An 18,435-nucleotide genomic window follows, 5' to 3' on the forward strand; every position below is an offset into this window, starting at 1 on the left:
TTTATTTATAAAATAACAAACTGGTGATCTGGACAGCTATCGCGTCAATAATGAAGATCCATAACGAAGCAGTCACTACGGCCGAATTAGCCGCCACGCCTACACTTTCGGTACCTTTATCGGAGTGATACCCTTTATAACATCCCACAAAGCCCACCGCGAAACCAAAAAGCACAGTTTTAGCTACAGCGGGCAACAGATCAGTAAAATCAAGCGAGGCTATACATTTGTTGAAGTAAAGAGAGAAACTGATACTATCAGTAAAGTTTAACGCCAGAAAACCACCAAACAGGCCGATAGCATCACCTATAATGGCCAATAATGGGATCATGAAGCTGGTAGCCAATATCCGTGTAACCACCAGGTATTGCACTGGGTTGGCGCCAGATACTTCCATGGCATCAATCTGCTCGGTAACCTTCATACTGCCCAGCTCGGCGCCAATACTTGATGCTATTTTGCCGGCGCAGATAATGGCAGTAATAACCGGCCCTATTTCACGAACAAGCGCAACCGAAAGTGTTTTGGGTAACATACTTTCGGCTCCGAGTGTAATGAGCGATGGCCTGAGTTGCAAAATAAGCACCAGGCCCATGATGAAGGAGGTAATGCCCACCAGCATCATGGATCTGTAGCCTATTTCATAGCATTGCCTCACAAACTCCGACCATTCAAAGCCGCCGGCAAATATGTTGCGAAAAAACCGCGTGAAGAATACTACATAGTCGCCTATGCCTTCAAGCCATTTTCTCCATCCGCTTAGTTCCTGCTGTGCTTCCATCAGTGAATCTTAAATAATTGTTAACTACAACAAAGCAAGGCTCAATTGTTTTTGAACTTTCAGTAATATTCACTTTCTGGACTTAGGTAAATACTGATTACGACATTGGTACGTCAATGATCAGGAAACTGGAGGGCTCTTCGGTTATAATTGTAAGTGAACTTGTATCATAAACGCCCAGCGCATCTTTTTTGTTTAAAACCTGGTTGTTTATTTTAGCCACTCCATCCAATACAAACACATAAGCACCGTTGCCTTCAGTTTTAATGTCATAGTTAATGGTTTGCCCGGCCTCAAACTCTCCCATTGAAAATGTAGCATCCTGGTTTATCCAGAGTGTGTTGTTACTTTTTTCGGGAGAGATCAGGGTGGTTAGCTCATTCAATTTAAACCTGTCTTTAAAACTCATCTGGTCATAACGGGGCTGAATATTTCTTTCTTTAGGAAACAGCCAAATTTGCAGGGTATTGGCCGCTTCTTTATGCCAAGCGTTATATTCCGAGTGATAAACACCTGTCCCGGCCGACATCACCTGTACTTCGCCGGCATTAACTACACCGGTATTGCCCATGCTGTCTTTATGCTCCAACCCTCCCTTTAAAGGTATAGTGATAATTTCCATATTATCATGAGGGTGGCTACCAAAACCACGACCGGCTGCAATGATATCATCATTTAATACGCGCAATGCGCCAAAATTCATTTTCTCCGGGTTGTAATAAGATGCAAAGCTGAATGAAAAATTTGCTTTTAACCAGCCTATATCGTTATGTCCGCGTTCTGCTTCGGGATAAAATATTGTTTTCATGTTATTTAAAATATATGTTTAAACACACAATATTTATTCCACAATTTAATTATGCGTATTTTTGCGGAAAATCAATAAGTAATGGCAAAAAAAGCTGTGATTGCAGGCTCAAGCGGACTTATTGGCAGTCACCTCCTGCAAATTTTATTGGAACAAGCCTATTATGATGAAGTATTGATCCTGGTCAGAAAAAAGTTGCCAGTTCAGCATCATAAATTAACGCAGCTTGTTATCGACTTTGAACAGCCCGAAACATACCAGCAAGAGCTGACTGGCCATGCTTTGTTTTGTTGTTTAGGATCAACCAAAAAGAAAACGCCCGATTTAACTATTTATCGCAAGATTGATCATGATTATCCGTTATTACTGGCGCAATTAGCTAAACAAAACGGGATTGAACAATATCATTTAGTTTCATCAATAGGAGCCGATATAAACGGAGTTAATTTCTATACTAAAACCAAAGGTGAAACCGAAGCCGATATAAGTGCTGTAGGGATACCCGCTGTACATATTTACAGACCATCCTTTTTAGCCGGTGACAGGCAAGAAAGCAGGCCGATGGAGAAATTTGTCAATGGCTTAATGAAAGTGGTAAATCCACTGCTTTTTGTCAGCTGGAAAAAATACCGAAGCATAGCGGCATCTACGGTTGCTACGGCCATGTATCAACAATCAATAAAAAACGCGACTGGTGTATTTATATACGAGTCGGATAAAATAAAACAACTATCGTGAGTACTTATCTTTCTGCCGAGAACCTTGGCCATCAATTTCATGACAACTGGTTATTTAAAAATGTAACCATAGGTATTAACCGCGGCCGTAAGGTTGCTCTTGTAGGCGTTAATGGTGCCGGCAAATCAACCCTTTTAAAAATATTAGGTGGTACTATAAAACCTACCGAAGGTAAAGTAGTACAGGCCCGTGACCTTAATATGGGTTACCTGGAGCAGGATCCAAACTTCAAAAACGCGGTTACCATCAGCGACTATATTTTTCATGCCGATGATGTGCAGCAGCAACTGATCCGCAGGTATGAGGAGTTGATGGAGAACGATCCTGAAAATACCAAGGCCATTGAAAAGGTAATGGAAGAGATGAGCGAGGTTGACGCCTGGGAATATGAGTACAAGATCAAGACCATTTTAGGCCGTTTAGATATTCATCACCTCAATCAGCACATCACTACCCTATCGGGCGGCCAAAAGAAACGTTTGGCTTTAGCCAAGCTGCTTATTGAAGATCCTGAAGTTTATATACTGGACGAGCCTACCAACCACCTGGACATTGATACTATCGAATGGCTGGAGAAATTATTAACGGAAGGAAACAAAACCATTTTAATGGTTACCCACGACAGGTATTTCCTGGATAATGTATGTAACGAGATATTGGAGATTGATCGTGGCAAAATTCAGCCCTATAACGGCAGCTACGGTTATTACCTCGAAAAGAAAGCCGAACGTGAAGCAGCAGATGAAGCAGCGTTTCAGAAAAACTCAAACCTATTAAGGAAAGAGCTGGAATGGATGCGCCGCCAGCCCCAGGCCCGTGGTACTAAATCTAAAGCGCGTATTGATGCCTATTACGACTTAGAGGAGAAAACCAAGAACGGCGGTATCCGTGATAAAGTTGAACTGAGTGTTAAAACAGCACGCCAGGGCAACAAGATCATGGAGATGGACAACCTGTACAAGTCGTTCAATGGTAATACCTATATCAATAACTTCAGCTATATATTTAAAAAAGGCGATAGGATTGGTTTAGCCGGTAAAAACGGTAGCGGTAAATCAACACTATTAAACATCATTACCGGCGCTTTACAGCCCGATAAAGGATCCGTAGTAAAAGGAGAAACAACTGTAATAGGCTATTTTCACCAGGCAGGTATCACTTTTAAGGATGATGAGCGTGTTATTGATATAGTAAAGAACGTTGCGGAGTTTATTACCATGGCCGATGGTAAAACTATTTCGGCTTCTGCATTACTTACCTTGTTTCTCTTCCCTCCTGCCAAGCAATATGGTTTTATATCAAAGCTAAGCGGTGGCGAAAAGAAACGTTTGCAATTGATGAGCATCCTGATGAAGAACCCGAACTTCCTGATACTGGATGAGCCTACTAATGATTTGGATATTGATACCTTAAACGTACTGGAAGAGTTTTTGACCAATTACGGCGGGGTATTAATGATGGTATCGCACGATAGGTATTTACTGGATAAATTAACCGATCAGCTTTTCATCATGGAAGAAAAAGGCCATGTAAGGATCTTTAATGGCAACTATTCATCATATCGTTTGGAATTGGAAGAAGCCAAACAACAAGCTAAGAAACCTGCTCCCGTAGCTCAAACAACTACCTCAGCAGCTAAAAAGAGCAAGTTAAGCTTTAAAGAAGCAAAGGAATTAGAAAACATAGAAGGCGAGATAAACACTATTGAAGCAAGTATAAAGGATAAAACTGCACAACTTGATACAATAGGCATCGATCCTAAAAAGCTTGATGAGATATTAAAACAAATAGAGGTTTTAAATAAACAACTGGACGATAAAAGCGCCCGCTGGATGGAATTAACCGAGTTAAACGAAGGATAATGAAACCATCAGATATCATAGCTACAACGGGTGTAATCATACTTTTGATTGCATTCCTATTGAATTTAGCCGGCAAACTATCAGCCCAGAGCAAGCTTTACAGCTTAATGAATTTCATAGGAGCCGGTACCTGCGGCTATGCTTCATATATGATCAGCTTCTACCCTTTTGTAGTATTAGAAAGCATTTGGGCAATTGTAGCTTTAATATCATTATTCAGAGTTCCACGTGGAACATCTGCTTAGATGAGGTAATTTTGTAGTTCATTAATAAGTCTGAAGCACCAAGTCAAAAGTTAAAAGTCAAAAGTTAAAAGTCAATAAACTTCAGCATTAAATTCATACAGATGTTCTACGTGGAACATCTTAACAAGGTGAGGTTTCAGGTCGAAAATAATCAACATAAAACCCCACTCAATACTTTAAAAAAACGTTCCACGTGGAACAATCAAGTCGGAGTAGAACGCCAAAAATCAAGTAGGCTTAGAACTTATTACTTGATACTTCTAAAAACGGAACAAGGAGGATAAAATGTTTAGGAAATATAATGTAATTGTAGTTGGTGCCGGGCATGCGGGCTGTGAAGCTACCGCTGCTGCTGCCAACTTAGGTTCATCAGTTTTACTGATAACCATGAATATGGGTACTCTTGCTCAGATGAGCTGCAACCCTGCTATGGGCGGTGTGGCCAAGGGACAGATAGTACGTGAGATTGACGCGCTGGGTGGATATTCGGGCATTATAACTGATAAAACATCTATCCAATTCAGGATGCTTAACCAGTCAAAAGGCCCTGCAATGTGGAGCCCACGTGCTCAAAGCGACCGCATGAGGTTTGCCGAAGAGTGGCGTTTATCCTTAGAACGTACTCCTAATGTTGATTTTTGGCAGGATACCGTAACCTCATTATTAGTAAAAAATAACACCGTTTGTGGTGTACGTACTTCTATAGGCATCGAAATTGAAGCGGATGCAGTGGTATTAACCAACGGAACTTTCCTGAATGGTGTGATCCATATCGGCGAAAAAAAGTTTGGCGGAGGTCGTACGGGAGAAAAAGCAGCTACTGGTTTAACCGAGCAATTGGTTGAATTAGGGTTTGAAGCGGGCCGTATGAAGACTGGTACCCCACCCCGTGTAGATGGTCGCAGTTTAAACTATAGCCTGATGGAAGAGCAATGGGGTGACCCTGTAAGAGGCAAATTTTCTTTCACCGATGTACCTTTTATAGAAGAGCAACGCTGCTGCTGGATTACCTATACCAATACCGATGTACACGAAACTTTGAAAGAAGGCTTCGAAAAATCGCCAATGTTTACTGGTAGAATTAAAGGTTTAGGCCCCCGTTATTGCCCATCAATTGAAGACAAGATCAACCGTTTTGCTGAGCGCGACCGTCACCAAATTTTTGTTGAACCGGAAGGATTGAATACAGTTGAGATCTATGTAAATGGCTTCTCAACCTCACTACCCGAGGACGTACAATACAAGGCACTCACTAAAATTCCAGGATTTGAGAATGCCAAAATGTTCAGACCAGGTTACGCAATTGAATACGATTTCTTCCCTCCTACACAATTAGGTTTAACGCTGGAGACCAAACAGATCAGTAACCTGTACTTTGCCGGCCAGATCAACGGTACCACCGGTTATGAAGAAGCTGCTTCGCAAGGCTTCATTGCAGGTATCAACGCACACCAAAAAATTAATGATAAACATGAATTGATCCTGAAAAGATCAGAATCATACATTGGGGTTTTGATAGACGACCTGGTGACAAAAGGCACTGAAGAGCCTTACCGCATGTTCACTTCAAGAGCTGAGCACCGCTTGTTATTACGCCAGGATAATGCTGATATCAGGCTCTCGCCTATGGGTCATGAGTTAGGCCTGATCAGTGATGAGCGTCTGGAAAAAGTTAATCAGAAAATAAAAAACTCCGACGATATTGTAGCTTATACCAAAAGCAAGTCAATCGATCCATCAACAGTAAACGGCTTGTTAGAAGAATTAGGCACCAGCGCTCTTACTCAAAGCAACAAGCTATTCAATTTACTGAGCCGTCCGCAGGTAACTTTTGATGATCTTAAAAAAGCAGACGCCCCCTTGGCCGAACTGCTTTCGGCCTATGATAAAGAAACTATTGAACAGGCTGAAATAAAAATCAAATATGAGAGTTATTTCATCAAAGAGATGGAGATTGTAGACAAGATGAAAAAAATGGAAGACCGTGAGATCAATCCAAATTTTGATTATCACACTTTGGTGTCGTTGTCAAAAGAGGCCCGCGAAAAATTAATGCGGATAAAACCACGCACTTTAGGTCAGGCATCACGAATTTCTGGCGTTTCACCATCCGATATCTCTGTTTTAATGATTCACGTATCAAGATAACACGTAAATAACTGATAATTATTTAATTACAAAATATCCTTTAAAATCGATTATTTTTAATTTTTAATAGTACTTGTTATAAAAACATAAAAATCGCTTATATCGCCTAAAAACCATGTTAAATACAAAATCGGCTATTTTTTACAAAAATTCGTTACTGATTTTTATCGTTTTATTCATTTTTGGATGCGCGGCCCAGCAACCACCGCAAGGAGGGCCGCGCGACCAGACTCCGCCCAAATTAGTGAAGGCAATTCCGGGAAATAAAACCAGGAATTTTAATGCCAAACAAATCGACCTGGAATTTGACGAGTTTATCAAACTCACCAACGCTTACCAGGAGATCAGCATGAGCCCGGCTATGGAGAAGCAACCCGAGTACTCATCCAACAAAAGAAAATTAAAAATCGAGTTTAAAGACACCCTTCTGAAAAATACAACTTACGTTATCAATTTTGGGAAGGCGATACAAGATGTGAACGAAAGTAACATCCTGAAAAATTTCACTTACGTTTTTTCGACAGGCAGTCATATCGACTCGTTAAGCATTAGCGGTTCTGTCACCAACACGCTCACCCAGGAAAAAGAGAAAGACGTACTGGTATTTATTTTCCCGGTGAAACAGGATACACTCTTCGGAAAAAAGAAGCCATCCATTTTCGCACTTACGGATTCATCAGGAAATTTCGCGTTGAATAATTTACGCGAAGACGACTACCGCATCTACGCTTTGAAAGAAGCAAGCCCGGATAAAATATTTAACCGAGATGATGAGTTGATCGCTTTCCTTAAAAAACCGATCCATCTTAGGGCTGATACATCAAACATCCAATTAAACTTATTTAAGCAGGATCCCGAAAAATTCAGGGTATCAGAAAAGCGTTTTGATACCGACGGAAAATTACTGTTGGTTTTCAATAAAGGTTTAACGCAGCCGGCCGTTAAGATCCTCTACCCTTCTGATGTAGATAACCGGAAACAAGTATCCTTTTCCCGTACCAAGGATACCGCATCTGTTTACCTGCGCAACATGAACTTTGACTCCCTACGGGTAGCCATATTTGATAAAGGTAAAGCGATAGATACCATTTACCAGCTAAAACGTAAAAACGAAAGCTTTACACGCACTTTAACAGCAAGCTACAATATTGGTAACGACAGTAAATTAAAACCGGGCGGCAACCTGGTAGTTACCGCAAGCATACCTATTGAAAACTTCGACCAATCTCAAATCACTTTAAATGAGGATTCGGTTGCCACAAGCGATTATACCATCCAAAAAGATACGGGAAACTATAAACTGCTTAATATAAAATACCGCTGGCGCGAAAACAGTAAATATGAACTGATAATTAACGATGGCGCTTTAACCGATATTTACGGCGATAAGAATAAACGCTTATCCAAAAAATTCCAAATCAATAAGCTCGACAATTATAGCCAGCTTACTGTGAAGCTAACCGTTCCCGATACGGCAAAAGCATATGTCGTTGAGCTTTTAAGCGAAGACAAAAAGCTTATTCAAAGTGATGCCATTACTAAAAGTACCTCGCTGGTTTATAAGGGTATTTTGGCAGCCAAATATTACGTCAGGATCATTTATGATGAAAACAAAAACGGTAAATGGGATAGCGGTAACGTAAAGCTAAAACGGCAACCCGAAAATATCTGGCTGAACGAAAAACTCATCACCCTGCGGCCAAACTGGGAAGCCGAAGAAACGGTCACTATTCCAAAAGAAAAAGTTACTCCTTAAACCAGCCGGAGTACATAATATAATTTTGAGGCAATTGCTTCAACATAGCCCTTTGCTCATCAGTAAGGGGCTTTATTTTTTTTGCAGGAATACCGGCATATAAATACCCTGACTCACAGATGGTATTTTCCAACACCACAGCACCTGCAGCTATGATCACAAACTCATTTACAACCGCGTGATCCATCACAATAGCACCCATGCCTACCAAAGTATGGTCGTGCAGAGTACAGCCGTGTACAAGCGCGTTATGCCCAATAGAAACACTGTTACCTATATTGGTTGGAGCTTTCAAATAAGTAGCATGGATCACCGCGCCATCCTGAATATTAGTATTATTACCTATTTTAATATAGTGTACATCGCCGCGGATCACGGCGTTAAACCATACCGAACAATTATCACCCATCACCACATCCCCAACTATAGTACAGTTTTCGGCAATAAAACAATCATTACCCCAAACAGGGCTTTTATCCTTCACAGGCAAAATAACAGGCATAGATTAATTATTAAATGGTAATTTAAAAATCCGAAATCTAAATTCCGAAATCCGAAATTTTAGTTATGTTTGAATATAAAATAAGCGAAAATAGCTCAGTCGGTAGAGCGTCAGTTTCCCAAACTGAAGGCCGCGGGTTCGAATCCCGTTTTTCGCTCACTCACAAAATTTTTCTTAAATAATCGTCATTGCGAGGTACGAAGCAATCCCAAACTATACAGAGGAACTTGCTTAGCTACTCTGCTTATTGGGGATTGCTTCGTACCTCGCAATGACGTAGTGTATAATACTATTTTAAAACACCGTATCCTGTACCTTATCAGCATGTTCAGGATAATCAGTAGTGTAGTGTAACCCCCTACTCTCCTTACGTAGCATAGCCGATTTTACTACAATAAATGAAACCTGTATCAGATTGCGCAGCTCGCAAAGTTTTACAGAAAGCTTTGTTTTTTTATAGAAATCTTCAGTCTCTTCATATAATAATTTCAACCTGCGCAAGGCCCTATCCAGCCTGAAATCAGACCGAACAATACCCACATAGTCATTCATTAACTTCTGCATTTCGCGCACGTTGTGGGTCACCAGGATATCTTCATTTGACAGCTGAACACCTTTCTCATCCCAGTCAGGAATATTATCCGGGATCACGTTATTTTCAAATTGGGTAATGGCATCTTCATAAATACGATGCGCAAAAACCAGTGCCTCCAATAACGAATTTGAAGCTAAACGATTTGCTCCATGCAGGCCTGTTGACGAACATTCGCCGCAGGCATATAACCTTAATATAGACGATTGACCGACATGGTTAACCAAAATACCGCCACACATATAATGACAGGCCGGCGCAACCGGGATCATATCCTTGGTCATATCGATACCGATTTCCAGGCATTTAGCATAAATATTAGGGAAATGGTTCAGGATATCCTTCTTACTGCGATGCCTAACATCCAAATAAACAAAGTCTTCACCAGATTTTTTGATCTCGGCATCGATAGCCCTTGCCGTAATATCACGGGGCGCTAATGATTTACGCTCGTCATACTCGTGCATAAATTCTTCACCATTGGTACGTTTCAACACACCTCCAAAACCACGTACAGCTTCAGATATCAAGAATGATGGATATTCGCCAGGATTATATAAGGCTGTAGGGTGGAATTGCATAAACTCCATATTACGTACTTTACCCTTCGCACGATAAACCATAGCGATGCCGTCACCGGTAGCAATGGTTGGGTTTGTGGTAACCGCATAAATATGCCCTGCCCCACCTGCAGCCATTACTGTAACCTTCGAAAGGATCTTTTCAACAATCTTGGTCTCTGTATTAAAGGCATAAATCCCGAAGCAGGTAATATCGGTACTTGATTTACCCACCAGCTCACCTAAATGGTGTTGTGTGATCAAATCGACAGCAAAATAATGCGTAAGTATCTCAATATTAGGGTTTTTATGAATTTCTTCTAAAAGCGAACGCTCTATCTCCCAGCCAGTTACATCTTTATAATGTAGTACACGAAACTCAGAATGTCCACCCTCTTTTGCCAGGTCATAAACGCCTTCATTGGTCTTGTCGAAATTGGTTCCGTAATCAATTATTTCGTTAATACGCGCCGGACCTTCTTTAACAACAGCTTCAACAACTTCACGGTCGCAAAGGCCATCTCCACTTATTAAGGTGTCCTGGATATGTTTTTCAAAAGAATCTTCTTTTTTATCCACAACCACCGCAACGCCTCCCTGGGCATATTTGGTGTTGGATTCATCTTCGTTAGATTTTGTAACTATCAGAACCTTACCACGCTTCGCGGCTTTGAGCGCAAAACTTAATCCGGCAATTCCTGAACCCACTACAAGGAAATCAACAGTTCGGGTCATGTTTTATATGAAATGTGTGTAAAAGTAGTACTAATGTTAATAACAGCTGTAAAACCTGTTAAGTTTATGTAAACAAAAAGTGAAAAATAGTTTACAGTGTGTATAACTCCCTTTCTCAGGTCGAATATCAATATTTTTTGATCGACTTTTCCGACACTTTAGTCATAAAGCTAACATTTTGTCAACCCTGAAAATATTAACATAAAACTTTTTCAAATAAAAATTGATTGTCACAGATATCTAAAAATCAGCATACTTTTGGTGGAAAAATGTTTATAAGTGTTAATAAATTGTGAAAACTAACTTTTAAAACAAAAATTACTCCGACTTTTGCACATTACCAACACCCCAATAAACAATAAGTCTTTTTATATTAAAAATTAGTTGTTATTAATTGAATTGTGGAAATGAATACCTTCGAAGAAATAAATCTGAAAGGATACGTGGATGAAGAAATTGATCCGACGCTTGATCTTTTCGCGGAAATTGAAAAATTAAAAAAGCAAAAAAATGCGGTGATCCTGGCGCACTATTACCAGGACGGTGATATACAGGATATTGCCGATTACATTGGCGATAGTTTGGGATTATCCCAACAAGCTGCCAAAACGGATGCCGACATCATTGTTTTTGCAGGCGTACATTTCATGGCAGAAACAGCCAAGATCCTGTCGCCAACAAAGAAGGTTTTGCTGCCGGATATGAAGGCAGGTTGTTCATTAGCAGATAGTTGCCCGCCTCACTTGTTTAAAAAGTTTAAGGAAAACTATCCCGATCACCTGGTGATCACGTATGTAAACTGTACGGCCGAACTGAAAGCTTTAACTGACATTGTTTGTACATCAAGCAATGCCGTACAGATTGTGGAGAGCTTACCGAAGGATCAGAAGATCATTTTCGGTCCTGATAAAAACCTTGGCGCGTATGTAGCCAAGAAAACCGGTCGCGACCTGGTATTGTGGAACGGTGCCTGTATGGTGCATGAGATATTTTCGAGAGAAAAAATCACTAAGCTGAAAGAAAGGCATCCGGGAGCAAAACTGCTGGCGCACCCTGAGTGCGAGGATGTTATCCTGGAAATGGCCGATTATGTTGGTTCAACAACCGGTATTTTGAAATATGCCGGCAGCCGCCAGGATAAGGAATTTATTGTAGCAACAGAATCGGGTATTTTACACCAGATGCAGAAGGAAAATCCGGATAAAATATTTATTCCGGCGCCGCCAAATAACAACTGCGCATGTAACGATTGTCCGCATATGAAGCGTAACACATTGGAAAAATTGTACCTGTGTTTGAAAAATGAAACGCCTGAGGTAATTGTACCAGAGCATATTATTGAAAAAGCGGTAAAACCAATAGAGCGCATGCTTGAAATTTCGGCCCAGTTGGGATTGTAGAAGAATAAAGACTTACGAAGTTTTTAAAACTTCGTAAGTCTGAAAATATAGAGGTTGATTTTACTGATTTTTTGTTGGTGAGATGGCCTCTTGGTAAAACTTATAAACCGGGTAATTGTGGAAAACCCGGAGGCATAAAAATGAAGGTATTTTTACTGGAAAAGTGCCTTCAGGCTGGTAAAAAGGCTAAAAATCATAAAAAATTTTTCCGCCAAAGGCGGATATAATGTAGACAGGTTGCGGCCCGGAAAATTGGGTTATCCACATTATTGTTAAAAAGTATAAGGTGGGGATAAGCTGCAAACAGGGATAGGCGTCGATATATTTGTAGCCCAATTTCTGGGTAATTGGAGGTCTGAAGCTTGAAGTAGCCTAAAAATCCAAAAAATTTTTCCCGCCTTCGGCGGATGGAGTAAACCGGGTTGCGGCCCAAAATGTAAAGAATAAAAAATTTAAAAGTTTTTCCGCCTTCGGCGGAGAAATTTAAAGGGTTAAATATGTTTGAAAATCAGGATAGAACCAATTTAGAGGAGCTTGGCGAATTTGGCCTTATCGGTCATCTCACCAAAAATATCAAGCTCACCAACGAAAGCTCAAAAAAGGGCGTTGGCGATGATGCCGCGGTACTTGATTTTGCCGGCAAAAAAGTGCTGGTAAGTACCGATATGCTGTTGGAAGGGATCCATTTTGATTTGGCCTACACGCCGCTTAAACATTTGGGTTACAAAGCGATACAAGTAAACCTGAGTGATATTTATGCGATGAATGGCATAGCGTCGCAGGTCACTGTATCTATCGGCATGTCGAGCAAATTTCCGCTCGAAGCCATTGAGGAGCTTTACCAGGGGATTTATATCGCCTGTGAAAAATATAATGTGGATTTGATAGGTGGTGATACTACCGCTTCAAAACAAGGATTGGTTATCAGTGTAACTTCAATTGGCTATGCCGATGAAGCTGATATTGTGTACCGTAACGGTGCCGAAGAAGGTGATTTGATTTGTGTATCCGGAGATTTGGGGGGTGCCTATACCGGTTTACAACTGTTGGAGCGTGAAAAATTGATTTACCTGGAAAATCCTAATATTCAGCCAGATCTGGAAGGTAAGGACTACATTGTTGAACGTCAGCTCAAACCCGAAGCGCGCCGTGATGTGGTTGAACTATTGAAAAGTATAGAGGTTAAACCCACTGCTATGATCGATGTATCCGACGGTTTAGCTTCTGAGTTACTGCATATCTGCAAGCAAAGTAATAAGGGGTGTAACCTGTACGAAGAGAAAATTCCGCTTGATCCGATGACTTTTGAAACCGCCCGCGAATTTAACCTCGACCCCACTATTTGTGCCTTAAGCGGCGGTGAGGATTATGAATTATTGTTCACCGTAAAGCAGGCCGATTACGATAAGATCAAATTTAAAATGGATATCAGCATTATCGGGTATATCACCGAGCCATCGGCCGGTTGTAACCTGATCACCAAAAGTGGCACTGTTCATGAATTGAAAGCCCAGGGTTGGAACGCGTTTAAAAAAGCAGAATAATGTTACAGGGAGCATTTGATAAATTTTACCTTAACAACCATCCCGATGGCAAGCCGCCGGTGATATTTGTAAAGGGAATTTTATTGCTTTACCTGGGTTTACTGATCCAAACGGTTAACAATTACCTCGATGGGTTTAATTTTTCGGCTATCCTGTTTGTATTTTTTGCCGTTGGCTTCCTGGTTTTTGTAACCGGTGAAGGAAAAAAATGGGCGAGGATCATCCTTTCGGTTTTGATACTGCTGAATGTATTTTTCCTGGGATCGTCATTGTTGTATAGTTTTGGGATTTTGCATGATAGCAGCGTTGCAAAAAAGGCTATCCAAATGCCGGTTTACCTTATCATTTTAACCTTCGCCGAGATTATTGTTGAGCTATGGGGATGGGCTCTGATGTTTACCAAGCAGGCAGATTGGTGGTTTGAACGGAAGTATAATTAAAAAAGAAAACTTAGCCACCGCTCGGCTCCGAAATATTTTATGTCATTGCGAGCGAAGCGTGGCAATCGCACGGAAGTAGAGCCGCTCTGTATAGCATGCGATTGCTTCGTACCTCGCAATGACATGGTTTTTATGTGGCAATTTTATTACTTATTTACTCTTCCCCAATAAACTTCTGATCTATTTGCTTATCCGCTTTAGCACCAAGTTTCTTGATCTTTTCGGCGGTAATGGTAAGGTTACCCCTACCCTCCGATAACTTATTGACAGCATTATTATAGGAGGATTGTGTTTGATTAATGTTTTTGCCAATGCTATCCATATCACTTAAAAAGCCGACAAATTTATCGTACATATCACCACTCAAGCGGGCTATTTCCAGTACATTACGGTTTTGACGTTCCTGTTTCCACATACTGGCAATTGTACGCAGCGTTGCCAATAATGTCGACGGACTAACGATTACTACTTTCCTGTCCCAGGCGTAATTAAACAATTCATTATCAAGTTGTACCGCTATACTGAATGAGGACTCTATCGGCACAAAAAGCAACACAAAATCAGGGGAATTGATCTTATACAAATCGTGATATTTTTTGGCAGAAAGGCCGGCCACATGGCCTCGAATGGATTCAACATGAGCCTTTGCGAAGAGTTTTCGGTCGTCCTCGGTATCGGCATTAACCAGTTTTTCATAGGCTATGAGCGATACTTTGGAGTCGATAATGAGGTGCTTATCATCCGGTAAATCGATGATGACATCGGGTTGATATCTTGTACCATCGGTAGCCTGCATAGCGGCCTGAATCCGGTATTCCTGATCTTTAACCAGGCCTGAGCGCTCCAGGATCCGCTCCAGGATCATCTCGCCCCAATTGCCTTGCTTTTTGTTATCGCCTTTGAGTGCTTTGGTTAGGTTTTGTGCCTCATCGCTGATCTGTTTATTCAGGTCCATCAGCTGGGTGATCACGCCTTTAAGCGTGTTTCGTTCCGCGGCTTCCATGTTATAAACCTTCTCTACCTTATCCTCAAAAGCCTTCAGGTTTTCCTTTAAGGGGTTAAGGATAACATCTAAATTACTACGGTTGATATCAGTAAATTCTTTCGATTTTTCTTTAAGCAGCTTTTCGGCCACATTTTCAAATTCCCGCTGAAATTGCGTACGGATCTGTTCTATTTCTGCTTTTTGCTCCTGCAGTTTTTCCTGCTGCGATTTATAATAGGCCCGGGCACTTTCTAAGGATTGATTGGCCTGTGCCAGCTGGGAGCGCTCGTATAAAAGCTCATCAATCAGGCGGTTCTTTTCCTCCTTTAAAAAGTTGGTAATGCTTTCTTTTTCAGCAGCTAAGCCGTTAGATTTTTCTTCGGCTTTGGCCAATAAAATTTTAAGCTGATCATGATCATAACGAAGTTTATTCAGCTCTTCGGCAGAGATCAGCTCAACCGCTTTTGGCTTTTTCAGGAATAAAAAAACAGCAATCAGCAGGATGATCAGCGATACAAATACTAATATAATACCAGTCATTTATTTGATAAAAATATTAGCAAAGTAAAGTATTAATTTTAATAAATGCTAATAAATTAATGCACCGGGTGTACAGCCGAATCTGTATCTGCACCAAGTGTTGTAGTATCAGATGAGTTAGGTGTAGATGCACTGTTTCCGGATGTTGTAGTTTTGGTTGAATCGGCGGGGCCGCCGCTGCCTTTCGCCGCGCTGGTATCATTTGTACGGTTTGGGTTTTTATCGTTGCTGTGGCAGGCTGTAAACGCTATTGTAACAGTAATTAAAAACAGAAAAATGAATTTTTTCATAAGTGATGTTTATGGTTTAACGGTTATTAAATAGTTCAGTTTTGTTGCGGTAAGTTAAAAGCAAATTTTGTTGACTGGTATAAATTAAGCATATTCACAAATAAAAACCAATTATGAAGCAACTGATTTACGGGCTACTAATAAGCGTGCTATTTGTATCATGCTCAAAAAAGAGCACGGATCAACCACCGCAGCCACACACCATAAAAGTTACGGTAAGCGGAGCAGATGCTTTTAATGTTTCATTATCTGTATATAAAACAACGGATAGTGGGCCTAAAATAGTTGATGCGAAAGCCGTTGTGCAGGGATCTTCGTATAGTTATACCACTACACTGAACCAAAATGACGAAGTGACATTGGTTGTCGCGTCAGATGTTTCCAATACAGTAACCTACAAAATTTCCGATAACGACAAAGTAGTTGTACAGGATACAGACAGGGAAATAGTTACCCATGGTTCGGTTACTCTAACTTATGATATTCCTTAAGCCGGATTATTGAGCTTTTTCTACCCGTAGACCTACATCACTGATTTCATGCAGCGGGTTATCACGCATGTTTTGCTCTATCTGAAACCGGTAAACGCCTTTTGCAGGGAAATGATAATTTTTGCGCAAAAGTACTTGATAGCTGTATAAATTGCCCGATCCTTTGCCCAGCCATTCGCCATCAGGATTGGCCAGTTTTACTTCAAAACGAGTAGTTTGTGTTTTTTTATCAGGCGTTGTCTGGTAAACCAAAACGAATATATTGGAGTATTTGTAGTTGCCTGTTACCCGCAAATTGAGGTACTGGTTATAGGCTGCTTTTTCATCATTAATTTTAACATCAAAATTTACGCGGTTAACGTACGACCAGTTGTGATCGGCAATTTCGGTGTTGGTATCAATGATACTGTTAGGATCGGTACAAGACCCGGCAAACATCGTTATCAGTAACAATGCTGCCGGGTAAATAATATTTAAAGCCCGTTTCATTCAGGTTTTGCCTGTTGATTGTTGTTGTTATTATTCCGGTTTGGGCGGTTTGGCCTGCGGCGCCTGTTATTATTACCGCTGCCTTCACCTTGTGGTTTTCCCTCACCTTGCGGAGGTCTTGGTTCACCTTGTGGTCTTCCTTCTTTTTGTGGTTTAGCTTCACCCTGTGGTTTAGCTTCACCCTGTGGTTTTCCTTCTCCCTGCGGTTTATTTTGCTGAGGAGGACGGTTTCCCTGTGGCTTGTTGTTTTGTTGAGGCCGGTTCCCTTCAGGACGTTGTTGTTGTGCCGGTTTTTCCTGCTGATTGCCAGAGCCTTGCTGAGGCTGCTGCGGGCGTTGCTGCTGTTGATTAGCCGGTTTACCTTCTGATGCTTGTGCCTGACCTCCGGGTTTTTGGTTTTTATTGCGGTTTTTGTTCTTCTTTTTATTGTTATTGCGGCGCTCATCCAAACGGGTAAGACTATCCTGACCAACAACGTTTTCGTAATCAAGTACTTTTGCTGGTGCTGCTTCAACCACAACAATTTCGCCCAGATCTTCAGGAATCACGCCATCTTTATTCTGCTGCTGGATCTCTTTAACCTTTTTTATTGGCAGCGGAACCCATGATTCTTCTCCAGGATAGCTAAACCACATCATCCTTTTAAAGATATCGGTTTTTTGCAGACGGGCATCACCTTTTTGGGTTCTGAGTATGTTTACATTATCGGGGATATGTTTTAATGCATCCATGTAAGTATCCAGCTCGTAGTTAAGGCAGCATTTTAATTTGCCGCACTGGCCTGCCAGCTTCAGGGTATTTAATGAAAGATTTTGATAACGGGCGGCCGAAGTTGATACCGTTTTAAAATCGGTAAGCCAGGTTGAGCAGCACAGTTCGCGGCCACATGAGCCGATACCGCCCAGGCGGCTTGCTTCCTGCCTCATACCTATCTGCCTCATCTCGATACGGATGCGGAAGGTTTCGGCCATTTTCTTGATCAGTTCCCTGAAATCAACACGGCCTTCGGCTGTATAATAAAATGTAGCCTTGGTTTTATCGCCCTGGTAATCAACGTCGCTCAGCTTCATGCTCAGGTTAAGGTCAAGTGCCAGCTTGCGCGATTTGTGCATGGTTTCCCATTCCATATCTTTGGCGGCTTTCCATTTGTCAACGTCGGCAACGGTAGCTTTACGATAGATCTTTTTAACCACATCAGCTTCCTTCACGTGGCGTTTAACCATTTGCATGCGCACCAGTTCGCCGGTTAGCGAAACGTGGCCTATATCATAACCGCCGGTAGTAGCTTCAACAGCTACTAACTCTCCTGATTCGAGGTATATATTATCGTTGTTTAAATAAAACTCTTTGCGCGAGCCTTTAAACTTAACTTCAATTACCTGAAAAGGCTTATAGTTAGTCGGCATATCCATGTGGGATAGCCAATCGTAAACATCTAATTTGCTGCAACCATTAGTAAGGCAACTGCCGTTACTTTTGCAGCCCGCAGGCGTACATCCGCCACCTGTTGAGCAACTTCCACATCCCAT

17 protein-coding genes and 1 tRNA gene are annotated in these 18,435 nt (G+C 41.2%); 10 read left to right on the forward strand and 8 right to left on the reverse strand.

Annotated features, from left to right (window positions below; all coding sequences use genetic code 11):
* Window position 1: 1 nt before the first annotated feature.
* Together DUL71_RS19155 and DUL71_RS19160 are read right to left on the reverse strand one after the other, a co-directional pair.
* Window positions 2-781 carry an MlaE family ABC transporter permease gene (locus DUL71_RS19155; protein ID WP_112576073.1) on the reverse strand — a complete coding sequence of 260 codons (780 nt, stop codon included), beginning with the start codon at window positions 779-781 and terminating at the stop codon, window positions 2-4.
* A 97-nt stretch (window positions 782-878) separates the two neighbouring features.
* Window positions 879-1,589, reverse strand: coding sequence for a pirin family protein (locus DUL71_RS19160; protein WP_114939602.1), 711 nt, complete (start codon window positions 1,587-1,589; stop codon window positions 879-881).
* A gap of 81 nt (window positions 1,590-1,670) precedes the next feature.
* Here DUL71_RS19160 and DUL71_RS19165 point away from each other — a divergent pair, with 81 nt between their 5' ends.
* The 5 genes from DUL71_RS19165 to DUL71_RS19185 all read left to right on the forward strand — a co-directional run bounded on the left by DUL71_RS19165 (window position 1,671) and on the right by DUL71_RS19185 (window position 8,338).
* Window positions 1,671-2,327 (forward strand): oxidoreductase, encoded by a 657-nt coding sequence (locus tag DUL71_RS19165; protein ID WP_114939603.1) that lies wholly within the window; start codon window positions 1,671-1,673, stop codon window positions 2,325-2,327.
* Complete coding sequence (abc-f, locus tag DUL71_RS19170) at window positions 2,324-4,189, forward strand: ribosomal protection-like ABC-F family protein (RefSeq protein WP_114939604.1); 1,866 nt, start codon at window positions 2,324-2,326, stop codon at window positions 4,187-4,189. Before DUL71_RS19165 ends, abc-f begins: the two co-directional genes overlap by 4 nt.
* Window positions 4,189-4,434 (forward strand): CBU_0592 family membrane protein, encoded by a 246-nt coding sequence (locus tag DUL71_RS19175; RefSeq protein WP_114939605.1) that lies wholly within the window; start codon window positions 4,189-4,191, stop codon window positions 4,432-4,434. Before abc-f ends, DUL71_RS19175 begins: the two co-directional genes overlap by 1 nt.
* A 285-nt stretch (window positions 4,435-4,719) precedes the next feature.
* Window positions 4,720-6,582 carry a tRNA uridine-5-carboxymethylaminomethyl(34) synthesis enzyme MnmG gene (mnmG, locus tag DUL71_RS19180; protein WP_114939606.1) on the forward strand — a complete coding sequence of 621 codons (1,863 nt, stop codon included), beginning with the start codon at window positions 4,720-4,722 and terminating at the stop codon, window positions 6,580-6,582.
* 115 nt (window positions 6,583-6,697) lie between these two features.
* Window positions 6,698-8,338, forward strand: a complete 1,641-nt coding sequence (locus DUL71_RS19185) for an Ig-like domain-containing domain (protein WP_114939607.1) — start codon at window positions 6,698-6,700, stop codon at window positions 8,336-8,338.
* Here the strand turns inward: DUL71_RS19185 and DUL71_RS19190 are convergent.
* A complete protein-coding gene (locus DUL71_RS19190; RefSeq protein ID WP_112576080.1) occupies window positions 8,328-8,840 on the reverse strand; it encodes a gamma carbonic anhydrase family protein in 513 nt (170 codons plus the stop codon). The genes DUL71_RS19185 and DUL71_RS19190 overlap by 11 nt on opposite strands.
* Window positions 8,841-8,924: 84 nt before the next feature.
* On the opposite strand from DUL71_RS19190, the gene DUL71_RS19195 reads away from it, so the two are divergent.
* A tRNA-Gly gene (locus DUL71_RS19195) sits at window positions 8,925-8,997 on the forward strand.
* 137 nt (window positions 8,998-9,134) lie between these two features.
* On the opposite strand, the gene nadB is transcribed toward DUL71_RS19195, so the two are convergent.
* Window positions 9,135-10,727, reverse strand: coding sequence for an L-aspartate oxidase (gene nadB, locus DUL71_RS19200; RefSeq protein ID WP_114939608.1), 1,593 nt, complete (start codon window positions 10,725-10,727; stop codon window positions 9,135-9,137).
* A gap of 407 nt (window positions 10,728-11,134) precedes the next feature.
* Between nadB and nadA the strand changes: the two genes are divergently transcribed.
* The 3 genes from nadA to DUL71_RS19215 all read left to right on the forward strand — a co-directional run bounded on the left by nadA (window position 11,135) and on the right by DUL71_RS19215 (window position 14,111).
* On the forward strand, window positions 11,135-12,127 hold the full coding sequence (gene nadA, locus DUL71_RS19205; protein WP_112576082.1) for a quinolinate synthase NadA: 993 nt from the start codon (window positions 11,135-11,137) through the stop codon (window positions 12,125-12,127).
* Window positions 12,128-12,624: 497 nt separating this feature from the next.
* Window positions 12,625-13,671 carry a thiamine-phosphate kinase gene (thiL, locus tag DUL71_RS19210; RefSeq protein WP_114939609.1) on the forward strand — a complete coding sequence of 349 codons (1,047 nt, stop codon included), beginning with the start codon at window positions 12,625-12,627 and terminating at the stop codon, window positions 13,669-13,671.
* Complete coding sequence (locus DUL71_RS19215; protein ID WP_114939610.1) at window positions 13,671-14,111, forward strand: hypothetical protein; 441 nt, start codon at window positions 13,671-13,673, stop codon at window positions 14,109-14,111. Before thiL ends, DUL71_RS19215 begins: the two co-directional genes overlap by 1 nt.
* Window positions 14,112-14,265: 154 nt before the next feature.
* On the opposite strand, the gene DUL71_RS19220 is transcribed toward DUL71_RS19215, so the two are convergent.
* Both DUL71_RS19220 and DUL71_RS19225 read right to left on the reverse strand, forming a co-directional pair.
* Window positions 14,266-15,636, reverse strand: coding sequence for a DNA recombination protein RmuC (locus tag DUL71_RS19220; RefSeq protein WP_114939611.1), 1,371 nt, complete (start codon window positions 15,634-15,636; stop codon window positions 14,266-14,268).
* 56 nt (window positions 15,637-15,692) lie between these two features.
* On the reverse strand, window positions 15,693-15,926 hold the full coding sequence (locus tag DUL71_RS19225) for a hypothetical protein (protein WP_114939612.1): 234 nt from the start codon (window positions 15,924-15,926) through the stop codon (window positions 15,693-15,695).
* A 113-nt stretch (window positions 15,927-16,039) separates the two neighbouring features.
* Here DUL71_RS19225 and DUL71_RS19230 point away from each other — a divergent pair, with 113 nt between their 5' ends.
* Window positions 16,040-16,417, forward strand: a complete 378-nt coding sequence (locus tag DUL71_RS19230) for a hypothetical protein (protein WP_114939613.1) — start codon at window positions 16,040-16,042, stop codon at window positions 16,415-16,417.
* A gap of 6 nt (window positions 16,418-16,423) precedes the next feature.
* On the opposite strand, the gene DUL71_RS19235 is transcribed toward DUL71_RS19230, so the two are convergent.
* Entirely contained in the window at window positions 16,424-16,906 is a 483-nt protein-coding gene (locus DUL71_RS19235) for a gliding motility lipoprotein GldH (RefSeq protein ID WP_114939614.1), read from the reverse strand.
* Window positions 16,903-18,435 (reverse strand): regulatory iron-sulfur-containing complex subunit RicT, encoded by a 1,533-nt coding sequence (gene ricT, locus DUL71_RS19240; RefSeq protein WP_114939615.1) that lies wholly within the window; start codon window positions 18,433-18,435, stop codon window positions 16,903-16,905. The genes DUL71_RS19235 and ricT overlap by 4 nt, the downstream gene beginning before the upstream one ends.

This window comes from Mucilaginibacter endophyticus, from assembly GCF_003351025.1.
GTDB lineage: Bacteria > Bacteroidota > Bacteroidia > Sphingobacteriales > Sphingobacteriaceae > Mucilaginibacter > Mucilaginibacter endophyticus.